Source organism: Oxynema mangrovii CENA135 (assembly GCF_016632315.1).
Lineage (GTDB): Bacteria > Cyanobacteriota > Cyanobacteriia > Cyanobacteriales > Laspinemataceae > Oxynema > Oxynema aestuarii.
The window spans coordinates 2,998,103-3,018,652 of sequence record NZ_JAEOXH010000001.1; the positions used below are offsets into that span (position 1 = coordinate 2,998,103).

The 20,550-nt window shown below is 56.3% G+C and carries 17 protein-coding genes; 10 read left to right on the top strand and 7 right to left on the bottom strand.

All coding sequences use genetic code 11. The features are described 5' to 3' along the window. Positions 1 to 174 precede the first annotated feature (174 nt). Positions 175 to 420: a photosystem I iron-sulfur center protein PsaC gene (gene psaC, locus JJD41_RS11695; protein WP_006616272.1), complete on the bottom strand. Its 246-nt coding sequence runs from the start codon at positions 418 to 420 to the stop codon at positions 175 to 177. Between the two features lie 273 nt (positions 421 to 693). Continuing rightward, the gene (locus tag JJD41_RS11700; RefSeq protein WP_200666063.1) at positions 694 to 1,599 is read right to left on the bottom strand and encodes a CoB--CoM heterodisulfide reductase iron-sulfur subunit B family protein; all 906 of its coding nucleotides are present in this window, start codon (positions 1,597 to 1,599) and stop codon (positions 694 to 696) included. A gap of 451 nt (positions 1,600 to 2,050) precedes the next feature. On the opposite strand from JJD41_RS11700, the gene acpP reads away from it, so the two are divergent. From acpP to JJD41_RS11725, 5 genes are all read left to right on the top strand, one after another. Next, positions 2,051 to 2,302, top strand: a complete 252-nt coding sequence (acpP, locus tag JJD41_RS11705; protein WP_200666064.1) for an acyl carrier protein — start codon at positions 2,051 to 2,053, stop codon at positions 2,300 to 2,302. A 58-nt stretch (positions 2,303 to 2,360) separates the two neighbouring features. After that, complete coding sequence (fabF, locus tag JJD41_RS11710; RefSeq protein WP_200666065.1) at positions 2,361 to 3,611, top strand: beta-ketoacyl-ACP synthase II; 1,251 nt, start codon at positions 2,361 to 2,363, stop codon at positions 3,609 to 3,611. Positions 3,612 to 3,824: 213 nt separating this feature from the next. Next, a complete protein-coding gene (gene tkt / locus JJD41_RS11715; protein ID WP_200666067.1) occupies positions 3,825 to 5,831 on the top strand; it encodes a transketolase in 2,007 nt (668 codons plus the stop codon). Between the two features lie 299 nt (positions 5,832 to 6,130). Further along, a complete protein-coding gene (locus JJD41_RS11720; RefSeq protein ID WP_200666069.1) occupies positions 6,131 to 6,400 on the top strand; it encodes a DUF2949 domain-containing protein in 270 nt (89 codons plus the stop codon). Positions 6,401 to 6,444: 44 nt separating this feature from the next. Then, positions 6,445 to 7,530: a Tll0287-like domain-containing protein gene (locus tag JJD41_RS11725; RefSeq protein WP_200666071.1), complete on the top strand. Its 1,086-nt coding sequence runs from the start codon at positions 6,445 to 6,447 to the stop codon at positions 7,528 to 7,530. Here the strand turns inward: JJD41_RS11725 and JJD41_RS11730 are convergent. Next, a complete protein-coding gene (locus tag JJD41_RS11730; RefSeq protein ID WP_200666072.1) occupies positions 7,527 to 10,079 on the bottom strand; it encodes a WD40 repeat domain-containing protein in 2,553 nt (850 codons plus the stop codon). The genes JJD41_RS11725 and JJD41_RS11730 overlap by 4 nt on opposite strands. A 615-nt stretch (positions 10,080 to 10,694) precedes the next feature. On the opposite strand from JJD41_RS11730, the gene JJD41_RS11735 reads away from it, so the two are divergent. Continuing rightward, a complete protein-coding gene (locus tag JJD41_RS11735; RefSeq protein WP_200666073.1) occupies positions 10,695 to 10,901 on the top strand; it encodes a hypothetical protein in 207 nt (68 codons plus the stop codon). After that, positions 10,894 to 11,232 carry a divalent-cation tolerance protein CutA gene (gene cutA / locus JJD41_RS11740; protein ID WP_200666074.1) on the top strand — a complete coding sequence of 113 codons (339 nt, stop codon included), beginning with the start codon at positions 10,894 to 10,896 and terminating at the stop codon, positions 11,230 to 11,232. Before JJD41_RS11735 ends, cutA begins: the two co-directional genes overlap by 8 nt. Here the strand turns inward: cutA and JJD41_RS11745 are convergent, their stop codons facing one another. The 3 genes from JJD41_RS11745 to JJD41_RS11755 all read right to left on the bottom strand — a co-directional run bounded on the left by JJD41_RS11745 (position 11,233) and on the right by JJD41_RS11755 (position 14,474). Beyond that, complete coding sequence (locus JJD41_RS11745) at positions 11,233 to 11,448, bottom strand: FeoC-like transcriptional regulator (RefSeq protein ID WP_200666075.1); 216 nt, start codon at positions 11,446 to 11,448, stop codon at positions 11,233 to 11,235. An 11-nt stretch (positions 11,449 to 11,459) separates the two neighbouring features. Further along, positions 11,460 to 13,763 (bottom strand): Fe(2+) transporter permease subunit FeoB, encoded by a 2,304-nt coding sequence (feoB, locus tag JJD41_RS11750; RefSeq protein ID WP_200666076.1) that lies wholly within the window; start codon positions 13,761 to 13,763, stop codon positions 11,460 to 11,462. A gap of 90 nt (positions 13,764 to 13,853) precedes the next feature. Next, positions 13,854 to 14,474: a FeoA family protein gene (locus tag JJD41_RS11755; protein WP_200666077.1), complete on the bottom strand. Its 621-nt coding sequence runs from the start codon at positions 14,472 to 14,474 to the stop codon at positions 13,854 to 13,856. Positions 14,475 to 15,147: 673 nt separating this feature from the next. Between JJD41_RS11755 and chlG the strand changes: the two genes are divergently transcribed. The 3 genes from chlG (at position 15,148) to psb35 (ending at position 19,096) form a co-directional block, all read left to right on the top strand. Then, the gene (gene chlG / locus JJD41_RS11760; RefSeq protein WP_200666078.1) at positions 15,148 to 16,194 is read left to right on the top strand and encodes a chlorophyll synthase ChlG; all 1,047 of its coding nucleotides are present in this window, start codon (positions 15,148 to 15,150) and stop codon (positions 16,192 to 16,194) included. Positions 16,195 to 16,483: 289 nt separating this feature from the next. Next, positions 16,484 to 18,661 carry a transglycosylase domain-containing protein gene (locus JJD41_RS11765; RefSeq protein ID WP_200666080.1) on the top strand — a complete coding sequence of 726 codons (2,178 nt, stop codon included), beginning with the start codon at positions 16,484 to 16,486 and terminating at the stop codon, positions 18,659 to 18,661. 246 nt (positions 18,662 to 18,907) lie between these two features. Then, the gene (psb35, locus tag JJD41_RS11770) at positions 18,908 to 19,096 is read left to right on the top strand and encodes a photosystem II assembly protein Psb35 (protein WP_370583830.1); all 189 of its coding nucleotides are present in this window, start codon (positions 18,908 to 18,910) and stop codon (positions 19,094 to 19,096) included. 66 nt (positions 19,097 to 19,162) lie between these two features. On the opposite strand, the gene JJD41_RS11775 is transcribed toward psb35, so the two are convergent. Next, entirely contained in the window at positions 19,163 to 20,542 is a 1,380-nt protein-coding gene (locus tag JJD41_RS11775; protein WP_200666082.1) for a 16S rRNA (cytosine(967)-C(5))-methyltransferase, read from the bottom strand. Positions 20,543 to 20,550 lie beyond the last annotated feature (8 nt).

Consider the following 20,550-nt stretch of genomic DNA (forward strand, 5'->3'; position numbering starts at 1 on the left):
CCGTGGATTCCGGAAACTCGACCGTTCCCCCGCTTGCGCGATCGCGTCCGCCTCGCTTCAGAAAAGTTCAAACAAATGAAAGTGCAAAAAAAAGTAAAAAAAAAGAGAGAGCCGTTTGCTCCCTCTTTTCCAGGAAAACCTTGAGTTGAAAACAAGGTATCGAGTCGAATGACTTTAGTAAGCCAGACCCATGCTCCGAGTCGTTTCGGCACCGAGATAGACGCGGACGCTTAAGAAATCAGTCGGGCAAGCGGTTTCGCAGCGCTTGCAGCCGATGCAATCTTCGGTACGCGGGGAGGAAGCAATTTGTCCGGCTTTGCAACCATCCCAAGGCACCATTTCTAATACGTCAAGAGGACAAGCACGGACACATTGGGTGCAGCCAATGCACGTGTCGTAGATTTTGACGGAATGAGACATGGAATCAATACTCCCAAAGAATTCTCAACAGGATTTCAGATCGATGGTAAATAGCTTTAACGGTGAGGTTTCACCGTTAAGAGATATAAATCTTGGCTTAGTTTATCGCAGTCGTTCTGAGTCCTCTCATCAAAGGGCCGATAACTTAAAACATCGTAATATTCCGACGGCAAAGCGGGCGATCGCCGGAATCGAGCTACAGGGACGCGATCGCCTCGGAAAGGCCACTTCCTCGCTCCCCTCGGGGATCGCTTCCCCTGGCCCTTACTCGTCCTAAAATCCTAATTTTTGTAACAAAGAGCGCGTCGAAACCACGTGACGGTCTAAGCCGAGTTGTTCCGGTGCGAGTCCCAACGCCAGAGCCACCAGTTGCGGTAAGTGCAGCACGGGTAAGTTGAGAGGTTGGCCGATCTGTTGGGCGACCTCCGGCTGACGCGAGTCTAAATTCAAATGGCATAAGGGACAAGGAGTGACCAGACAATCGGCTCCGGCGGCGATCGCCTCTTGGATGTGGGTTCCCGCCATTTGAAAAGACTGTTCGGTGGCGTAACTCGACAAAGGCCAACCGCAGCATTGGGTTCGCCCTCGATAAATCACCGGAGTCGCCCCCACCGCCTCAAACAGGTTTTCCATCGATCGCGGGTCGAACGGATCGTCGTAGGGGAGGGTGCTTTGCTTGCGTAACAGGTAGCAGCCGTAGAAGGCAGCACACTTGAGTTCCGACAGGGGACGGCGCACGCGATCGCGCAACGCCTCCAAACCGTAATCGCCCACTAACGCCCACAGCAAGTGTTTGACTTCCGTGGTGCCACGATAGGGAGAGCAGTGTTGTTCGCTCAGCAACGTATCGATTCGGTCGATATAGGCGGGATCTTCCGTTTTTAACGCTTTCAACCGCTCGTCTACATGACCGATCACCCCCTGGCAGGTACTGCAGTGAGTCAGCAGGGGTAAATTGAGTTGTTCCGCGAGGGCAATATTGCGCGCGTTGACCGCATCTTCCAACAGTTGGGAATCTTCTTTAAACGTGCCGGAACCGCAGCAAGACGCTTTTTTCAGTTCCACCAGCTCGATGCCGAGAGCTTCGGCCAACGCTCCGGTAGACTGATACAGTTCGCGACAAGCGCCTTGGGCAACACAACCGGGAAAGTAAGCGTATTTGAGCGATTTAGATACCATGAGAGTGCCTGGTCCTAGGAAACAAAGGCGGGCGAAGTGCGCGAGACGCCCGTCTCTATCATCCCCTGTTGCGAGCCTCGTGCAAGGGAGAGGCGATCGTACCGAAGCGAGTTTTTTTGGGTAAAAATAGAGGATCTATCCCCTTCCGAGCCATCTCCACCGGGGCGGCGGCGATCGCTTAAACCGTTGTCGAGCGCCGAAAGTCAAGGATTTTTCCCCTTCGAGGGAACTCGACCCTCGTTAACTACGAACTCCGAGACAATCCGACTCGCGTTGTCTTTCCGTGACAACAATCGGATAAGATAAGGAAATGTCTAAAAGCGATCCCGCGCCGAAATTGCGAGGACAATCCCGCAGCGATCTTGGCGTCGAGGAGTTCCGCGAACGAGACATCAAGCACGGATCAAATCCCTATACGATTGAAGCTACGGCATCTAAAGAGGAAAAGCTAATGAGTCAAGAGGACATTTTCGCCAAGGTCAAAAAGATTGTTGTCGAACAACTCGAAGTCGATCCGGAACAAGTCAAACCCGAAGCCAATTTTGCTAACGATCTCAACGCCGATTCCTTAGATGTCGTTGAATTAGTGATGGCTTTAGAAGAAGAATTTGATATTGAAATTCCCGATGAAGCGGCAGAAGACATAGCTACGGTGCAAGCTGCCGTGGACTATATCAGCAGCAAAGTGGCAGCCTCTGCATAAATTGCCTGCCTCCACCTGGGTTCTGCGTTTAAGGTGTGGAAGCTCTCGATACTGAATCATGACCAACGTCGAACGAAAACGAGTTGTTGTTACGGGTCTTGGTGCGATTACCCCGATTGGAAATACTCTCCAAGAGTATTGGGAAGGATTGTCGAGCGGGCGTAATGGGATCGGACCGATTACGGCCTTCGATGCCTCCAAACATGCCTGCCGGATTGCCGGAGAAGTCAAAGGATTCGACCCGCACGATTATTTGGATCGTAAAGAGGCCAAGCGCATGGATCGCTTCGCTCAGTTTGCCATTGCAGGCAGCAAGCAAGCGCTGGCGGATGCACGGTTTGCGATCGATGACCTGAACGCAGGACAGGTGGGGGTCATCATCGGCACGGGCATCGGTGGCATTAAGGTGATGGAAGACCAGCAGACGGTCTATCTCAATCGAGGACCCGATCGCTGTAGTCCGTTCATGGTGCCGATGATGATTGCCAACATGGCTGCCGGACTGACGGCGATCCATACCGGAGCTAAAGGGCCCAATTCCTGCCCGGTGACCGCTTGCGCGGCGGGGTCGAATGCGGTCGGCGATGCGTTCCGGTTAGTTCAGGGCGGTTATGCCAAGGTGGCGATCTGCGGCGGCACGGAAGCGGCGATCACGCCCTTGTCCGTGGCTGGATTTGCCTCGGCGCGGGCGCTTTCGACCCGCAATGACGATCCGACCCGAGCCTGTCGTCCGTTCGATCGCGATCGCGACGGCTTCGTCATGGGCGAAGGCACGGGCATCCTGCTGCTCGAAGAATTAGAACACGCCCTCGATCGCGGCGCCAAGATTTATGCGGAAATCGTCGGGTACGGCATGACCTGCGATGCCTATCACATTACCTCTCCCGTTCCCGGCGGCACCGGAGCGACCCGGGCGATGGAACTGGCGATGGCAGATGGCGGGATCGCTCCCGAACAGGTCAGCTACATCAACGCCCACGGGACGAGTACCCCCGCCAACGATAAAACCGAGACCCTCGCGATTAAAAAAGCTTTGGGCGATCGCGCCGCCGAGGTGGCGATTAGCTCGACCAAATCGATGACCGGGCATTTACTCGGCGGGTCCGGCGGGATCGAAGCCGTGGCGACGGTGATGGCGATCGCCAACGATCGCGTCCCCCCGACCATTAACTTAGAAAATCCCGATCCCGAGTGTGACTTGGATTACATTCCCCATCAAAGTCGCGCCCAAACGGTGAACGTCGCCTTGTCCAATTCTTTCGGATTTGGCGGGCATAACGTCACCTTAGCGTTTAAAAAGTTCGCCTGAAACCTCACTCGCCGCCCGTCGAGCGTGAAAGCCGCGATCGGTTCGCCGCCAAAATCGCTTTCACGCTCGCTCGGCAGTGATTTTGAGCCGATCCCCTTGTCGGTATATCCCCCTAATGGGATCATGAGTCTATCCTTTAGGGCAGACTCGCTTTGAGACTCACTTGAAGCGAACGCCCTCCAGTACAAGAGCGTCGTTAAAAAAAAAGAGACTATGGCCGTTGCAACCCAATCCCTCCAAGAACTTTGCATCAACTCCATTCGCTTTTTAGCGATTGATGCGGTAGAAAAAGCGAATTCGGGCCATCCCGGACTGCCCATGGGCGCCGCCCCGATGGCCTTCGTCCTCTGGGACCGCTTGATGCGCTACAACCCCAAAAATCCCAAGTGGTTCAACCGCGATCGCTTCATCCTCTCCGCCGGACACGGCTGCATGTTGCAGTACGCCCTGCTCTACCTGACGGGTTACGACGGTGTCAGCATCGACGATATCCAGCAATTCCGCCAGTGGGAATCGAAAACCCCCGGTCACCCGGAAAACTTCCAAACCGAAGGGGTCGAAGTCACCACCGGACCGCTCGGTCAAGGGATTGCCAACGGCGTCGGGATCGCGATGGCCGAAGCCCATCTGGCGGCCAAATTCAACAAACCCGACCTCAACATCGTAGACCACTACACCTACGTCATCCTCGGTGATGGTTGCAACATGGAAGGGGTCTCTGGAGAAGCTTGCTCCCTCGCCGGACACCTCGGTCTCGGCAAGCTGATCGCCTTGTACGACGACAACCACATTTCGATCGACGGTTCCACCGATATCTCCTTCACCGAAGATGTCGGCAAGCGCTTTGAAGCCTACGGCTGGCACGTCCAACATGTCGAAAACGGCAACACGGACCTCGACGCCATCCAAAAGGCGATCGAAGCAGCCAAGAAAGTCACCGACAAGCCCTCCTTAATTAAAGTCACCACCACCATCGGCTACGGCTCCCCCAACAAAGCCAACAGCCACGACGTTCACGGGGCAGCCCTCGGCGCCGATGAAGTCAAAGCTACCCGCGAATACTTGGGCTGGAACTATCCCGAGTTTGAAGTTCCTCAAGACGCCCTCAGCCACTTCCGCAAAGCGGTAGAACGCGGCGCCAGCTACGAACAAGAGTGGAACGCTTTGTGGACGCGCTACAAAACCGAATACGCCGAAGAAGCCGCCCTCTTAGAACGGATGATGAGCGGCAAACTTCCCGAAGGGTGGGACAAAGCCCTGCCGACCTACACCCCGGACGATAAAGGAGACGCCACCCGCAACCACTCCGGTAAAGTCCTCAACGCCCTCGCTGGGGTGCTGCCCGAACTGATCGGCGGTTCGGCGGACTTGGCGCCTTCCAATAAAACCCTGCTCAAATGCTCCGGCGACTTCCAGAAAGGCGCTTACGAAAACCGCAACCTCCGCTTCGGTGTCCGCGAACACGGCATGGGCGCCATCTGCAACGGCATCGCCCTGCACGGCTCCGGCTTAATCCCCTACGGCGCGACCTTCTTGGTGTTCACCGACTACATGCGCGGTGCAATTCGTCTGTCTGCTCTGGCGGAAGCGGGGGTGATTTGGGTGATGACCCACGACTCCATCGGCGTCGGCGAAGACGGCCCGACCCACCAACCGATCGAACATGTCGCTACCTTGCGCGCCATCCCCGAGTTGATCGTCATGCGTCCGGCGGACGGTAACGAAACTTCCGGCGCCTACAAAGTCGCCGTCGAAAATCGCAAGCGCCCGACCTTGTTGGCCCTGTCCCGTCAAGGACTGCCCAACTTGGCCGGAAGCTCGATCGAAGGGGTGAGCAAAGGCGGTTACATCCTCTCCGACAGCGACGGTACCCCGGAGATTATCCTCATGGGTACGGGTTCGGAAACTCATCTGTGTGCCGAAGCGGCGGAAAAACTGCGCGCCGAAGGGAAGAAAGTGCGCGTGGTGTCGATGCCGAGCTGGGAAATCTTCGACGAGCAAGACGATGTCTATCGCGAGTCCGTGCTGCCGAAAGCGGTCACCAAGCGTCTCGCGGTGGAAGCGGGTTCGAGCTTCGGCTGGTGCCGCTACGTCGGTTCCGAAGGCGATACGGTCTGTATCGATCGCTTCGGCGTCTCCGCTCCCGGCGGCGTGGCGCTCAAGAACTTTGGCTTTACTGTCGATAACGTGGTCGCCAAAGCGAAAGCGCTCTTAGGTTAATTCTCTAGGTCGCGCGGCGATCGCCCCGGAAGGCTCTCTAGTTTCTAGGGAGCCTTTTTGTTTGACATTCAACCGGAATCGAACTCGTCTCCGTCCGTGCCAGCCTTGCTAACGCGAGTAACCGCACTGGATCGACGATCTCGAACAGAACAAAGTCGATCGATTCAGGTGATTATAAATTAATGTAAAAAATTAAACCTCGGGAAAAGCCATCGGTTAGAGTGTTTGTCAAGCTTTGTTTTTCTTCGTTTTCAGACCAGTTTTTTAATATTTTCATAATCTTTTAGGAAACCCAGCCAATGACAAACCTTAACTATTCATTAACTCCGGCGATCGCTTTTTTAAAACAAGAATTATCTCTCTCCAATGCCTCAATTGAAATGGCCTTGCGCTACAGCGATCGCGAATGCGGGCCGTTGCCGACGATCTTGTTAAAATATGGCTTAATCTCCGTGGAGCAATTCGATCGCCTGTTCACCTGGCTGCAACGGGAAGGAGCGGAGCTCGCCGCCGCTCCCGTGTCCGCCGCTTGGAGCGGCGAGCCTCCCGCAGACCCCGAAGGGTGGTAAAGTCCCGCCTGCGGACGAGAACGCAAATCTGAGAGCGTCGTGCAATGATCCGTAAGCTTGCCTGGAACAGCCTTAACGTCAGCTTGAAATTTCTGGTCATTCTCGGGCTGGTCTTTCTCGGTGGCAGCGTCTTGAGCTTTGCAGTCCTTTCCAACTTGCACAATCGAACCGCCACCGACCAGGTTTCCCAACAGGCGATCGTCCTGATGGAAACGATCGATTCCGTGCGGCAATATACGAACGCCCAAGTCAGCGACTTGTTGGAACAACCCTTGGAATCGCAAGATCGATTCATTCCGGAAGCAATCCCCAGCTATGCGGCGCGGCAAGTGTTCGAGCAGTTTCGGGGAAAAAAGGGGTTTGAAAATTATCTGTATAAAGATGCGACCCTCAACCCGACCAACTTGCGCGATCGCGCCGACCCTTTTGAAGCCGAACTGGTCGAGCAGTTTCGCCGCCAGCCGAATCTCGAAGAACTCGAAGGCTTCCGCAACATTTTAGGACAACAACATTTTTACGTCGCGCGCCCCTTAGTCATTCGCCAACCCCAGTGTTTGCGCTGCCACAGCACCCCGGAAGCAGCACCGAATAGCCAAATCGAAATGTACGGAGCCGAAAATGGTTTTGGCTGGCAACTCGGAGAAATTATTGGAGCGCAGACGATTTACGTTCCCGCCAGCGCCGTTTTCGATACCGCCTTTCGGGATTGTTTGACGGCGTTGAGCGTGTTTATCGGGATTTTTGCCCTGGTTATCATCATTGTCAACCGTTTGGTCCGCCAGCTCGCGATCGCCCCGATCGGCCCGATCGCCCACCTGGCGCGTAAAATTAGCAACAACGAACTGAGCGGCGAGAGTGAAGCGGGGGTCGAAGAACTGCGCCAGCTCGATCGCATCGCCCGCCGTCAGGACGAATTCGGGCAACTGTCCCAACTGTTTCGCGAGATGGCTCGAGCCATTTACTCGCGAGAACGCAACTTTTTAGAACAATTGCAACGATTGCGCCTGGAAAGCGATCGCGCCCGCCAGAGCAAAGCGAGCCGCGAAGCCGAACTCAAGCGCCCTCGGGACTGGCGCTCTTTAGTCGATCGCGCCCGACAACTGCGCCAGCACGGCTCGACCGAGGACTAATGGCATTCGCGATCGACCGACGGCGAAGGACTCGCCGACGTCAAACTCGTTCCCCCCATTTCCTGATGGCGGTTCCATCGGATCGAGGCCATCAGAAAGCGCAACCAACTGCGTTCCGCATCGGAGGTATGGGGGTCTTTAGCCAAGCGGCGGACGAACTCCAAATCGGTCGCACTCAAAGCGCCCACGGGCAAACGGCTCAAGCGGGCTAACTGCGGCGTCCACAAGCGCACGGTTTTGTCGGCGCTGCTGGTCGCCAGCACTTGGCCGTTATCGCTAAATTGCAACCCCATCACCCATTCTTCGTGACCGCGCAGTTGCTGGATGGCGGTCGCGGTCGCGGTATGCCACAACCGCACGGTACGATCCCAACTGCCCGTGGCCAGCAGTTCCCCGGTCGGGTTGAACGCCAAGCAGGAAATCGATCCGGTATGGCCTTCTAACGGGGGTAAAGGTTCGGCGTCGGGGAGTTTCCAAAGCCGCACGCTGTAATCGTTGCTCCCGGTGGCGATCGCGCTGCCGTCGGGACTGAATGCCAGACAGGCCACCGAACCGCGATGGCCGCTCAAGGTTTTGAAGGGGGCGCCGACGGGCAACCACCACAAGCGTACCGTGGTATCCCAACTGGCGGTAGCCAGCAGTTGGCCGTCGGGAGAGATGGCCAAACATTCGACCGGTCCGGCATGTCCGGTCAGGGTTTGGATCGCTTCGCCACTGGGGAGCAACCAGAGGCGCACGGTGCCGTCGGCGCTTCCGGTGGCGAGGAGTTGGCCGTCGGGACTGATCGCGAGGCAGTTGATCCAGCCCGTATGTCCGGTGAGGGTGGCTTGCAGGCTTCCGGTGGGCAGGCGCCAGAGGCGCACGGTGCCGTCGGCGCTTCCGGTGGCGAGCTGTTCTCCGGTGGGACTGATCGCGAGGCAGTTGATCGGTCCGGTGTGTCCTTTGAGTTGTTGCAAGGCTTGGCCCGTGGAAATGCGCCAGAGGCGGACGCTGCGATCGTCGCTTCCCGTTGCCAGTAGCAAGGTTTTGCCGTAGGCGCCCACACCGGGATGGCTGAAGGCGAGACATTCGATCGGCCCGTCGTGTTTGACCGGGGGGCGATCGAGGTCTCCGGTGCGGCTGTAGGGGTGACCGAGGGTGTTGACGCGCTCCCCCGTGGCGGTATTCCACAGTTCGACGGTGCCGTTGGCGAGGGCGATCGCCAACAGGGGCGGTTCTCGCACGTAGCCCACACTGGTCGGCCCGATCGCGAAACAGGTGACGGGTTGGGCCGTCGGACCGATCGCATGGGAACAGTGCATCCGTCCGGCTAAGGCGGAGACATCGCCGATACATTGGCTCGCGAGCTTGTGCAGGACCTGCCACCCGGATAACTCGTTGGGGGTCTGCGGTTGCCACTGGGGTTCGATCTGGCGCAAGAGGCGCACGCTCCAGGCGGGGGGGGCTTGTTGGGCGAGTTTCCACATGCTCGACCACGATCGCGAGCGGGCTAAAATGGCGATCGCATTTTCCCATTCGCGATCGCTCATCTCCCCGAGTCGGCGGCGGTTCGGCGGCCCGACGATCGTTTCGACGATTTCGAGGCGTCCGGCTTTGCGGGCTTTGTCGGCAATGCGCGATCGCACCGCTTCGTCGGCGTCGAGATAGGCGTTTTGTAGCAAGCTGCCGTCGATGTCGAGCTGGTCGTAATCGGCCCACTGTTCGGTGAGGTAATAAAATAAGGCGCGTTTTTGCGGGTCGCTGGGGGCGTATTTGGCGGCGATCGCCGCTTCGCTCGCTAAAGGATGGTCTCGCTCGATCGCCCAGCGACAGACTTCCTCGCGCGCTTTCGGTCGCTGCAACTGCCGCAACGCCACCAACGCTTGCATCACGATCCACCCGTCTACATCGCGACAGGCAATCAGCAACGGTTCGACCACTTCGCCCCCTTCTTGGGTCACCACTGGCATCTGTCCGACTTTGAGGGCGCTCAATACCCGGATTAAAAGCGGTTGGCGGGCGATGTAACTGCCGCTTAAGAGTACTTGTTCTAAAAAGGGCGTCCGGGTCATCGCCCACTGCTTGCACAACGCATCGATCGCCTCGGGATTTTGCAGGCGAAACAAGCACTGGCGCGCCGCATGGGCGATCTGCACGTCGCGATCGCGGCAAGCTTTCAGGAGGGGCTTGATCGGATCGGGAATCTGAGCCACCACCTGCTCGACCTGCCCGACTTTTAACGCCGTCAGCAAGCATAGCGCCAAAGGGTGGCGGGCGATCCAGCGCCGTTCCAGCAGTAACTGGGTCAGTCGTTCGTGGCGCGTACTCGCCCAGACCGCACATACCGCATCGATCGCCTCGGGGGCGTCTAACTTTCGCAACGCCTCGATCGCAATTTCGTTCAAGCGCTCGTCCTCGGGGGCGATCGCCGCTTGCGCTAACAGTTGAGCCGCCGCCGCCGAGCGGTCTTCTACCAACAGTTGAGCCGCCTGCTGCCGCAACCATCCCCCGATCCCCGGCAGGGGTTTGTATAACCGCATCTCCAGTTTGGCCAGTTCGCCGGGTTCCATCAATCCCTGCCTCCGTTTAGATTTTGGTTCCAGGCTCTCTCTCACTATCCTCCTTGACGCTTGGGTATTTAAGATAGGTTTCCGCTCGGCCCCCGCCCCGATCCGGCGCGCCTTTCCCCTCAGACGGGTCCGCGATTTCCCCGTCTTTTCTCCCACTTTTCCCTTGCCAAGTTGTCGCGGTCAACCCCATGGCGATCGCCTAGATCCGATCGGACAATGCCCTCGACCCTGCCTCGACAACAGGGCCATTCTCTCTAAATTCTACCCGTAACGGCAAAAATAAAAACTGAGATTCCACCCCTCACGCGCAATCGCAGACCCAGCAAGGACTTTCCCCCTCCCTTTCCCCCCAGGATCCCCCTCAAATTGATTTGACCGCTCCGAATCGGCGATCGAAGACCCCACGATTCAAAGGTGCTTTGTTTTCAAATCCCCTTCTCGAAAATTTCCCTCGCAGACCCACCCACTCCCTAAGAACCGATCTCAGCAGCCGGGAGGGTCTGTTACTATCCACTCGGGGGTCTCAATGAAATACTTTGTGCAGTTTTTAAGGTCGATCGGTTTTCAAACAACTGTAATATAAAATAAATATGCGGTAAAATACGTATAAATCATGTGACGTTAACAATTCCGATCGCGAAGCGGCTCCTTTGGAGCATCGCCCCCGCCGAACCGCCGACGCACTCACCGAACAAGGCGGCGATCGCCCTGCACTGGCGTGTCTGGCATAGTATGATGGGGTTTCCAGAGGAGGCGATCGTCCCTGCAACCGCGATCCGAACTCCCCCACCGACGTGCAAACCGGAGACCCCCAATGACTGAAACAACCGATCGCTACGGCATCGTCCTAGTCACCGCCCCCTCCGAACGAGACGCCAAAACCATCGCCCGAGGCTTAGTCGATGCGAACCTCGCCGCCTGTGTCAGCATCAGTGCGATCGAGTCCATTTATACCTGGAAAGGAGAAGTCAACGAAGATCGAGAATGGCAATTGATCGTTAAAACCGATTTAACCCACTTCGATCGCTTAGAAGCAAAAGTTCGGGAACTCCACAATTACGAAGTCCCCGAAATTATTGCGATTCCGATTATCGCCGGATTTGAACCCTATTTGAACTGGATAGGCGAACAATGTCGCCCCAGTTCGCACTAATCAAACCCACTCGTAAACGTCAAAGACGGTGCGATCGCACTGAGTGCATTCGCCGCAGGGTTTGGGAGGCGGCAGTTGGCGAACCCGACCCTTGCGCACCAACTTTTTCAACATGGGTTCTAAGGCGGCAGCTTCCACGTGAAAATGAGTAGACAGTTGCGCTAGAGACGCCGTATGTTGTTCGGCGAGATAGACTTGCAAATCGCGAAGAATCATCAGCATTCCTCCTAAATCAGTCGTCCCATCCGGCGCATTCCCAAGATCGTCCCCGCCAATAGGGCAATGGCGCCGAAGATCCAAACCGTGGAGAATGCCGGATGGCGTGCAAACGTTGCAGCCTGATAAAACACCGTCGCCACCCAATACGCCAACCCGGTCGTCCACACCCCGGCGAATACAGTCCATCGCGTCCCGGTTTCGCGGTAAATCGCGGCGGTGGCAGCCAAACAGGGAAAATACAATAAGACAAATAAGAGATAAGCAAACGCCCCGATTTTGCCGTCGAAGCGGTTGACCATTTGACCGAAAGTTTGGGAGGTGACCCCCTGACTCTCGGCGGCAATTTCGGTGTTTTCCAGATCGCCGACACCGACTCCCAAAGGATCGAGCAGTTGGTTCCCTAAATTGGCGAGATTGGCGGGGATAGAGGCGAAGGCATCGCGGATATTGCCCCAGAATTCAAAGGGGGCATCGGGTTCGGCGGCAATGTCTTCCCGGGCCAATTGTCCGTAAAGGGAATCGAGAGAACCGACGATCGCCTCTTTGGCGAAAACTCCGGTGAAAACGCCCACGGTGGCGGGATAATTATCTTGGCGAATCCCCATCGGCGCGAATACCGGGGTGACGCTGCGGCTGACACTAGTCAACACCGAGGTTTGGGAGTTGCCCAAGGATCCATCCCAGCTAACGTTGTTGAGTAATCCGAGAACCATCACCATTAAAACAATGACTTTTCCGGCGCGAACGATAAACTGGCGCAGGCGGTCCCACGTTCGCCACAAGATCCCCCGTAAGGTCGGGAGGTGGTAGGGGGGGAGTTCCATGACGAAGGGAGAAATATCGCCGCGCAAGATTGTATGTTTGAGAATCAGTCCGGTGCAGATCGCCGCCCCGATTCCAATGAGATATAAGGCGAAAACGATATTCTGACCGCCGACGGGGAAGAAGGCGGCGGCGAAGAGGGCGTAAACGGGAAGTCTGGCGCCGCAGGACATGAAGGGATTCATTAAAATCGTCATCAGCCGATCGCGCGGGCTTTCTAAGGTCCGGGTGGCTAAAATGGCGGGGACGTTGCAGCCAAAACCGACCAGCATGGGGACGAAGGATTTCCCGGGTAAGCCGATAAAGCGCATCAGGCGGTCCATGACGAAGGCGGCGCGGGCCATGTAGCCGGAGTCTTCGAGAAAGGCAAGAAAGAGGAAGGTACAGGCGATGACGGGGATGAAGGTGGAAACGGTTTGCAGACCGCCCCCCGCGCCGTTCGCCAGCAAGACGACCAACCAATCGGGGATTCCCACGGTGGTTAACAACCGTCCGAAGCCGTCTACGAAGATCGTTCCGGTGAGGATATCGAAAAAGTCGATAAAGACGTTGCCGAAGTCGATCGCGAACAGGAACATCAGATACATGACGGCGAAAAACAGAGGGATGCCCAACCAGCGATCGAGGACGATGCGATCGATACGCTGGGTGAGGTTGAGGCTGACTTCGCGCGGTCGCGCCACGACTTGTTCGCTGAGGTGGCGGATGAAAGTATAACGGGCGTCGGCGATCGCGATATCGAGGTCGTCGCCGAGGACGTCGCCGACTCGTCGTTTCCAGTGGGCTAAGGCGCGATCGAGTTCCCGTCGCTGCAAGGTGGGAACGCCGATATCGTCGTATTCTAACAGGCGCAGGGCGGTCCATCGCGGATCGACGACCCGGGCCGGATTGTCTAAGTAGGGCATCAAATCGGCGATCGCGTCTTCGACGACGGCGGGATAGGCGACGAAGGTGGACGGGATCGGGCGATCGCGCAAGCCGCGATCGATCGCCGCCCTTAACTCGCTCAATCCCTGGCTTTTGGAAGCAACCACCGCCACTACGGGACAGCCCAGGTGTTGGGAAAGGCGATCGAGATCGATGTCGAATCCCCGTTCTCGCGCCACGTCTACCATGTTCAAAATGACGACGACGGGCAATCGCATTTCGATTAACTGGGTGGTTAGGTAGAGGTTGCGTTCTAAGTTGGAGGCGTCGATGACGTTGGCGACTAAATCGACGGCGCCGGAGAGGAGGTAATCGCGGGCGATGCGTTCGTCGAGTCCGGTGTCTTGGTCTTCGGCGTCGAGGGAGTAGACCCCCGGTAAATCGATGATGGTGACGGTTTGTCCGTCGTGGTTGTAGGTGCCTTCGACGCGATCGACGGTGACCCCGGGCCAGTTTCCGGTGATTTGGTTCGATCCGGTCAGGGCGTTGAAGAGGGTGGTTTTGCCGCAGTTGGGGTTACCGATGGTGGCGATCGTGGCGCGGGCGGTGATGGTGGAGTTCATAGGCGGGGAAGGGGGCTAAGGGCGATCGCCCCCGGTCGAGTTCGGGCGATCGCCGATCTTTCTACAGGACAATCGAACAAACGATACAATTCAGCGCACGAGTTCGACCAGTAGGGCGCGCGCCTCATCTTTTCGTAAACTGAGGCTAAATCCTCTCACGTAGATTTCGACGGGATCGCCGAGGGGGGCGTGACGGGTGACGGTGAATTCGGTTCCGGGGGTCAGTCCCATGGCCAGCAGTCGTTTGCGGTAGCCCCGGCGCGGACAGTCGTAGCTGAGAACGCGCCCGGTTGCCCCGATTTTGAGGTCGTGCAAGTGCTGGGAAGGAAATGTATTATCGATGGTCGGGGTTGGATGGCGCGAAACCGCGATCGATCGCGCCTGATTGCACCCCAAGCCGAGGTATTGACCGTTGACTTCGATCGCCGCCGAACCACTTGGGGTACGGCTGACTACGTGCAGTTCGTCGCCGACTCGCAAGCTGTGGTGCCCTCGCCCCGACCCTACGGCAGCTACCCACAGGAGATCGCCTATTTGCGCGCAAGATAGGGGGAATATGGCGTCTTTTGAGGGGTTGTCATCCTCGGCGTGCCAATGAGGGCGATGCTCCAAAGGAGCCGCTTCGCGATCGCAACGACCTCCGAGAAAGGTAAATCCTCTCTTGAGGTGGTTTTCAGACCGATGGTTTCGCGATCGATACGGCTGTTTCATTTCCCTGACCTCTCTATTAATTCAGAGTTATTCTCATTAGGTGTAGCGGAAAAACTCTTGATTTATTACCTTATCACTATTGGACAATGAAAATCGTTTAAAGCCTAAAAGGTAACAATTTTTAGCAATTAAGATCTCGTTTTCGCGCCTTCTACAGCTATAAAGCAATGAAATAAACTGTTACCCTGTGACGGCTAATAGTTGATAATAATTTTCAATTAATAAGTTCATTGTAGGAAGACTTTCTTGACTTTGCAAGAGCGCGATCCCGGCATTTATTGGCTTTTGGCGGCTAAAACGGTCAAAAGTTGCCAGTTTGAAGGGAGATTTGCGCGATCGGATCGTTTTAGATCGATTGCCAATCGAGGGAACTGCGCGATCGCCTGGTGATTCGGGCGATTGACCCTTTAGGGCGATCGTGAACCCCTCAAAGGTCTTACATTTATTTACACTTATTTAGTAAATTCAATATTTTATCTTTAAGTGTAATGTATATATAGTTTACAGAAACTATTCCTAAAAAGGGGCGGACAATGGGACGATCGCAACCCGCCCCGCGATCGTCCCATTGTCCAACTTGCAAATCCTCGTCTCTTGTTCGCGCAGAATTTTCGTTTTCGATAAAATCGTTGAGATCCAGTGCTAAGTTACACCAAGATTCTAATTGCCTGATATGTCTAACCCGCCCGCACCCGAGTCAAACCCGATCGATACAGCCCCAGACGAAGCGCAACCGACGGACAACACCCCAACCCCCGGGAAACCGAAAGAAAATCGCAGCGCCAAAACCCGGCAAATGTTGGGAATGAAAGGAGCCGACGTTCGCGAAACCTCGATCTGGAAAATCCGCTTGCAGTTGATGAAACCGATCACCTGGATCCCCTTGATTTGGGGGGTCGTCTGCGGGGCCGCCGCCTCCGGGAACTACCAGTGGAAACTCGAACACGTGTTAATCGCCGCCGCTTGTATGCTGATGTCCGGACCGTTGCTGGCGGGGTACACCCAAACAATCAACGATTTTTACGATCGCGACCTCGACGCCATCAACGAACCCTACCGTCCGATTCCCTCCGGCGCCATTTCCGTTCCCCAAGTCGTCGCCCAAATTTGGATCCTTCTCCTCGGCGGAATCGGCGTCGCCTATGCCTTAGACTGGTGGGCGGGTCACGAATTTCCGACGATTACCGCCTTAGCCATTGGCGGGTCGTTCCTGTCCTACATTTACTCCGCGCCGCCGCTCAAACTGAAGAAAAACGGCTGGTTGGGGAATTATGCCTTGGGTTCGAGTTACATCGCCTTACCCTGGTGGGCCGGACAAGCGCTGTTCGGGGAACTCAATACCACCATCATTGTCGTGACCCTGGTTTACAGTATGGCCGGATTGGGGATTGCGATCGTCAACGACTTCAAAAGTGTGGAAGGAGACGAACAACTGGGCTTAAAATCGCTCCCGGTGATGTTTGGGGTGACCGCAGCCGCGTGGATTTGCGTACTGACGATCGACCTGTTCCAATTTGCGATCGCCGGATATTTGATGAGCATTCATCAGAATTTGTACGCCGCGATTTTGATCTTGTTGGTCATTCCTCAAATTACTTTCCAGGATATGTATTTCTTGCGCGATCCCCTCGAAAATGACGTTAAATATCAAGCCAGCGCCCAACCGTTCCTCGTGATTGGAATGCTCGTCACCGCCTTGGCGATCGGACACGCCGTGTAGACGCGATCGCCCTTCAATTCTCGATAGCGACTGATAACTTTTTTTAATTTTACCCTTGCCGGAACTGAGCCGTTCCGGCTTGGTATTTAAGATTGGCGAGATTGAAAAATGCAAATCTCCAAACGAGGTTCTAAAATAAAACCCAATAAAGGGTTTGCTCGTGGTTGGCGTGTGAGGAGTTGACGTGGCTAAGTTTTTCTCTAGGATGAAAGAATTTTCAGCAAAATTCACTCGAACCCGATCGCCCGAAGCATCGAAAGATCCAACCGCAGCCGAACCCGAACCAACCATGAGCGAACCTGCTGAATCTACCGTTTCAGTCGATCTTAGAGACACGCCGCCCGCGACAGCCGAGGGTCAATCCAGCCCCGGCGAACTGACCGAACCGACCGAACCGACCGATCGGGACGAAGCCAGTCCCGACGCTCCCGAGACCAATTCCGATAAAAACTCAGATAAACCGGGAAATCGCGCTCGACAGTGGCTCGCGCGCCTCAAACAGGCGTGGAAACCGCCTCAAGGACCGCCCCTGTATCGAAGACCCCGTTTTTGGGTCGGCGTGGGAGTCGTCACCGTCGCCACTGGAACCGGAAGCGCGGCGATCGCCCTGTGGTATCTCAACCGCAACCTGCCCGATGTCGCCGAAATTTTTACCTTCGTGCGCGATGGAACGATCGCCATTCAAGCCGCCGACGGCACCATTTTGCAACAAAGCGGTCCGGCGACCCGGGACAAACTCGAAATCGAAGATATCCCCCAACCCCTGATCGACGCCTTTATCGCCTCCGAAGACAGTCGCTTTTACGAACATGACGGCGTGGACTACCAAGGCATTTTTCGCGCCGTCGTCTCCAACCTCCTCGCCAGAGAACTCGTCCAAGGCGGCAGCACGATCACCCAGCAACTGGCGCGGGTCGTCTTCCTGACCCAAGAGCGCACCATGGCTCGCAAATTGCGCGAAGCCCTGCTCGCGCGCAAGATCGAGCAGAAAATGGACAAAGAACAGATTTTAGAGCGCTATCTCAATATTGTTTATTTGGGATCGGGCGCTTACGGCGTCGCCGATGCCGCCTGGGTCTATTTCAGTAAAAAAGTGAGCGAACTGACCCTGTCCGAAATGGCGACGATCGCCGGACTGCCCCCCGCACCGAGCGTGTATTCCCCGCTCGTCAACCCGCAACTCGCCGGAGAGCGGCGCGATTTAGTGTTAAAACGCATGGTCGAAGTCGGCAGCCTCGACCCCGCCGAAGCCGAACGCGCCAGCCGAGACCCCCTCAAAGTCAAAGCCAGCGTCCCCAAACGCTTGCAAGTCGAAGCGCCGTATTTTGCCTCCTACATTCAGAAACAGTTACCCAAACAACTCTCCCCGGAAATTCTGGAAATGGGAGGATTGACCGTCGAAACCACCCTCAATCTCAAATGGCAGAAAATCGCTCAAACTGCCGTCAGAGAAGCCGTGGAAATCGACGGAGCCAGCCAGGGATTCGATCAAGCCGCCTTAGTGGCGATCGACCCGCGCAACGGCCAAATTAAAGCAATGGTCGGCGGTTACGATTACGAAGACAGCGAATTCAACCGCGTCACCCAAGCCCAACGGCAACCCGGTTCTACCTTCAAAGGCTTTGTCTATACCGCCGCGATCGCCTCTGGATTAAGCCCCACCGACGGCTACGAAGACGCCAACTTTACCGTAGACGGCTACAAACCCCGCAACTTCGGCGGCACCTATCGCGGCTGGATCTCCATGCGCGACGCCCTCACCAGTTCGATTAACGTCGTCGCCGTCAAAGTCCTCATGGATGTCGGATTCGAGCCGACCATCGAACTCGCCCGCAAAATGGGGATTAAGTCCGAACTCAAACCCGTTTACTCCCTCGCTCTCGGCGGCAACGAAGTGAACTTACTCGAACTGACCAGCGCTTACGGAACTTTAGCTGCCAAAGGCAAACATGTCGAACCCCACGGCATTACCCGCGTCATCGACCGCCGAGGTCAAGTGCTTTACGAAGCCAAACACCAAGGGCAACAAGCCGTCGATCCCGAAACTGCCGCCATTATGGATTGGATGCTCGAACCCGTGGTGCAGTACGGAACCGGAGCCGCCGCTCAACTCGTAGACCGTCCCGTCGCCGGAAAAACCGGAACCTCGGACGAAGCCCGCGACCTGTGGTTTATCGGCTATATTCCTCAAATGGTCACCGGGGTTTGGCTCGGCAATGACGACAGCTATCCGACCTGGGGCAGCAGTTCGACCGCAGCGTTTACGTGGCGGCAGTTCATGAAAGAAGCGGTCGAGGACATGCCCGTGGAAGAATTCCCCGAACTCCCGGAGAATTTGTACGATCGCCAACCGACGATTAAAGCCCAACCCGTCCAACCCAACAGCGTCATTTACGGGGATACAACCCCCGATAATGCCCGAGCGCAGCAAGAATCTACCGATGGATATACTTATTCCAACTACTAAACCAGTATCCTAGATAAAGAGGAGCTTCTGTTTTTGAGTCAGCCTCGTGCGGCTCTAGAGCGTGGCGATCGTTGTGGGTCGGTTGCTCTCCGTTTTGGTGAGGGCGCCAGACTGACTGGGAGCCACGCCGACAGATGCTCGAACCGCTTAAACATTTTGCGATTAGGAGGTGCGGCTACCACCCAGAAGGCAGTCATTGCCCGCCCTGGGGTTTGCGTCGCAATCGACGATTTTATGAACATTTTGATGCCATTCGCAGCCGCTTCATCCGGCGATTTTCTCCCGTTTACTGCCGTTTACGTCGTCGGCTTTATTGCCGCCGTGGCGATCGGTTCGATCGCCTGGTACAACTCCAAACGTCCCCCCGGTTGGGAAGGAAAAGACCGTCCCGGGTTTATTCCAAAAGTGGATAAGGATGAAGGCGATAACTCGTAAAAGAGTTGGTAGGCAAAAGGCAAACGTCCGTAGAGCGGGCATCTCGCCCGCTTCCCCCTTGAGAATTTACTCAGATGCATCCGGGGCTTTCCTGAGTCGCACCATGAAAAAACCGTCGAGATCGTAACGATGGGGCCAGACTTCGAGCCAACCTGCGGGCGTGACGAAGTGTGCCGCCGGGTTGCTCGCGGGAGGAACTTCGATCGCCCAGTCCGGATGAGTCGCTAAAAAGTCGCGTATCGGTTTTTCATTTTCCAGGGGGTGCAAGGTGCAGGTCGCGTAAACCAGCACCCCACCGGGTTTCACCCATTGGGCCGTTTTGGCTAACAGTTCCCCTTGCAGTTGGGCTAACTGCACGAGATTGTCGGGGGTTTGGCGCCAACGGGCATCGGCGCGACGGTGCAGGGTTCCCAACCCGGAACAGGGGGCATCGAGTAAGACGCGATCGGCCCGACGGTCGAATTGAGCGAACTCGCGACTGTCTCCGGCTAATACTTCGATCGCGTGCAAGCCGAGGCGATCGCTATTTTCTTTCACTTTTTTCAGCCGAGACGGCGTTTTATCGCAAGCGTAAATCGTACCGCGATCGCCCATCAACTCGGCAATATGAGTTGTTTTACCCCCCGGAGCCGCACAGGCATCGATAATCAGTTCTCCGGGCTGCGGGTCGAGTAAATAACTGGTCAATTGGGCGCTGCTATCTTGAACGGTCCACCAGCCCTCGGCAAATCCGGGCCAATTGACGATCGCCCCCGCCCCACTTTTGAGGCGCAACGCTTGCGGTAAATGGGGAACCCGCATCACCTCGATCCCCGCCCCTTGAAAGGCCGATTCTACCGTGGCGATCGCCGTCCGCAGGGGATTGACCCGCAGATCGATACTCGGCGATCGATTGAACCATTGCGCCAATTGTTCCGCTTCCTCCACCCCCAAGCGTTCCACCCAATTCGCCACGATCCAATCGGGATAACTGTGAGCCACTGCCAACCGCGCGATCGGCTCCTCGGGCAGGTGTAGGGGATCCCCGGAGGCTGCCGCCTGCGCCGCCCGCAGGTACTGACGCAACAAGCCATTGACAAAACCCGCCAACCCTTTCAACCCATTCGTTTTCGCCAACTCCACCGTCGTATCCACCGCCGCCGAAGCCGGGATATCGTCGAGATAGCGCAGTTGGTAAAGGCCCAGATGCAGGATCCACCGCAAATCCGGCGGTTGGCGATCCGCAGGTTTTTTCGCAAACTGGTCGATCGCCGCATCGAGCGATCGCCGCCGTCGAATGCAGCCGTAGACCAATTCAGTCGCCAAACGGCGATCGAGGGGCAACAAAGCGCGATCGCCCGTCCCGGAGACCTTTTTCAAGGCGCGATCGAGGGCGACATCCGCAAACGCCCCCCGGCGATCGAGATCGCGAAGGGCTAAGAAGGCAATTTGGCGAGGATTTTGCATGAGACAGG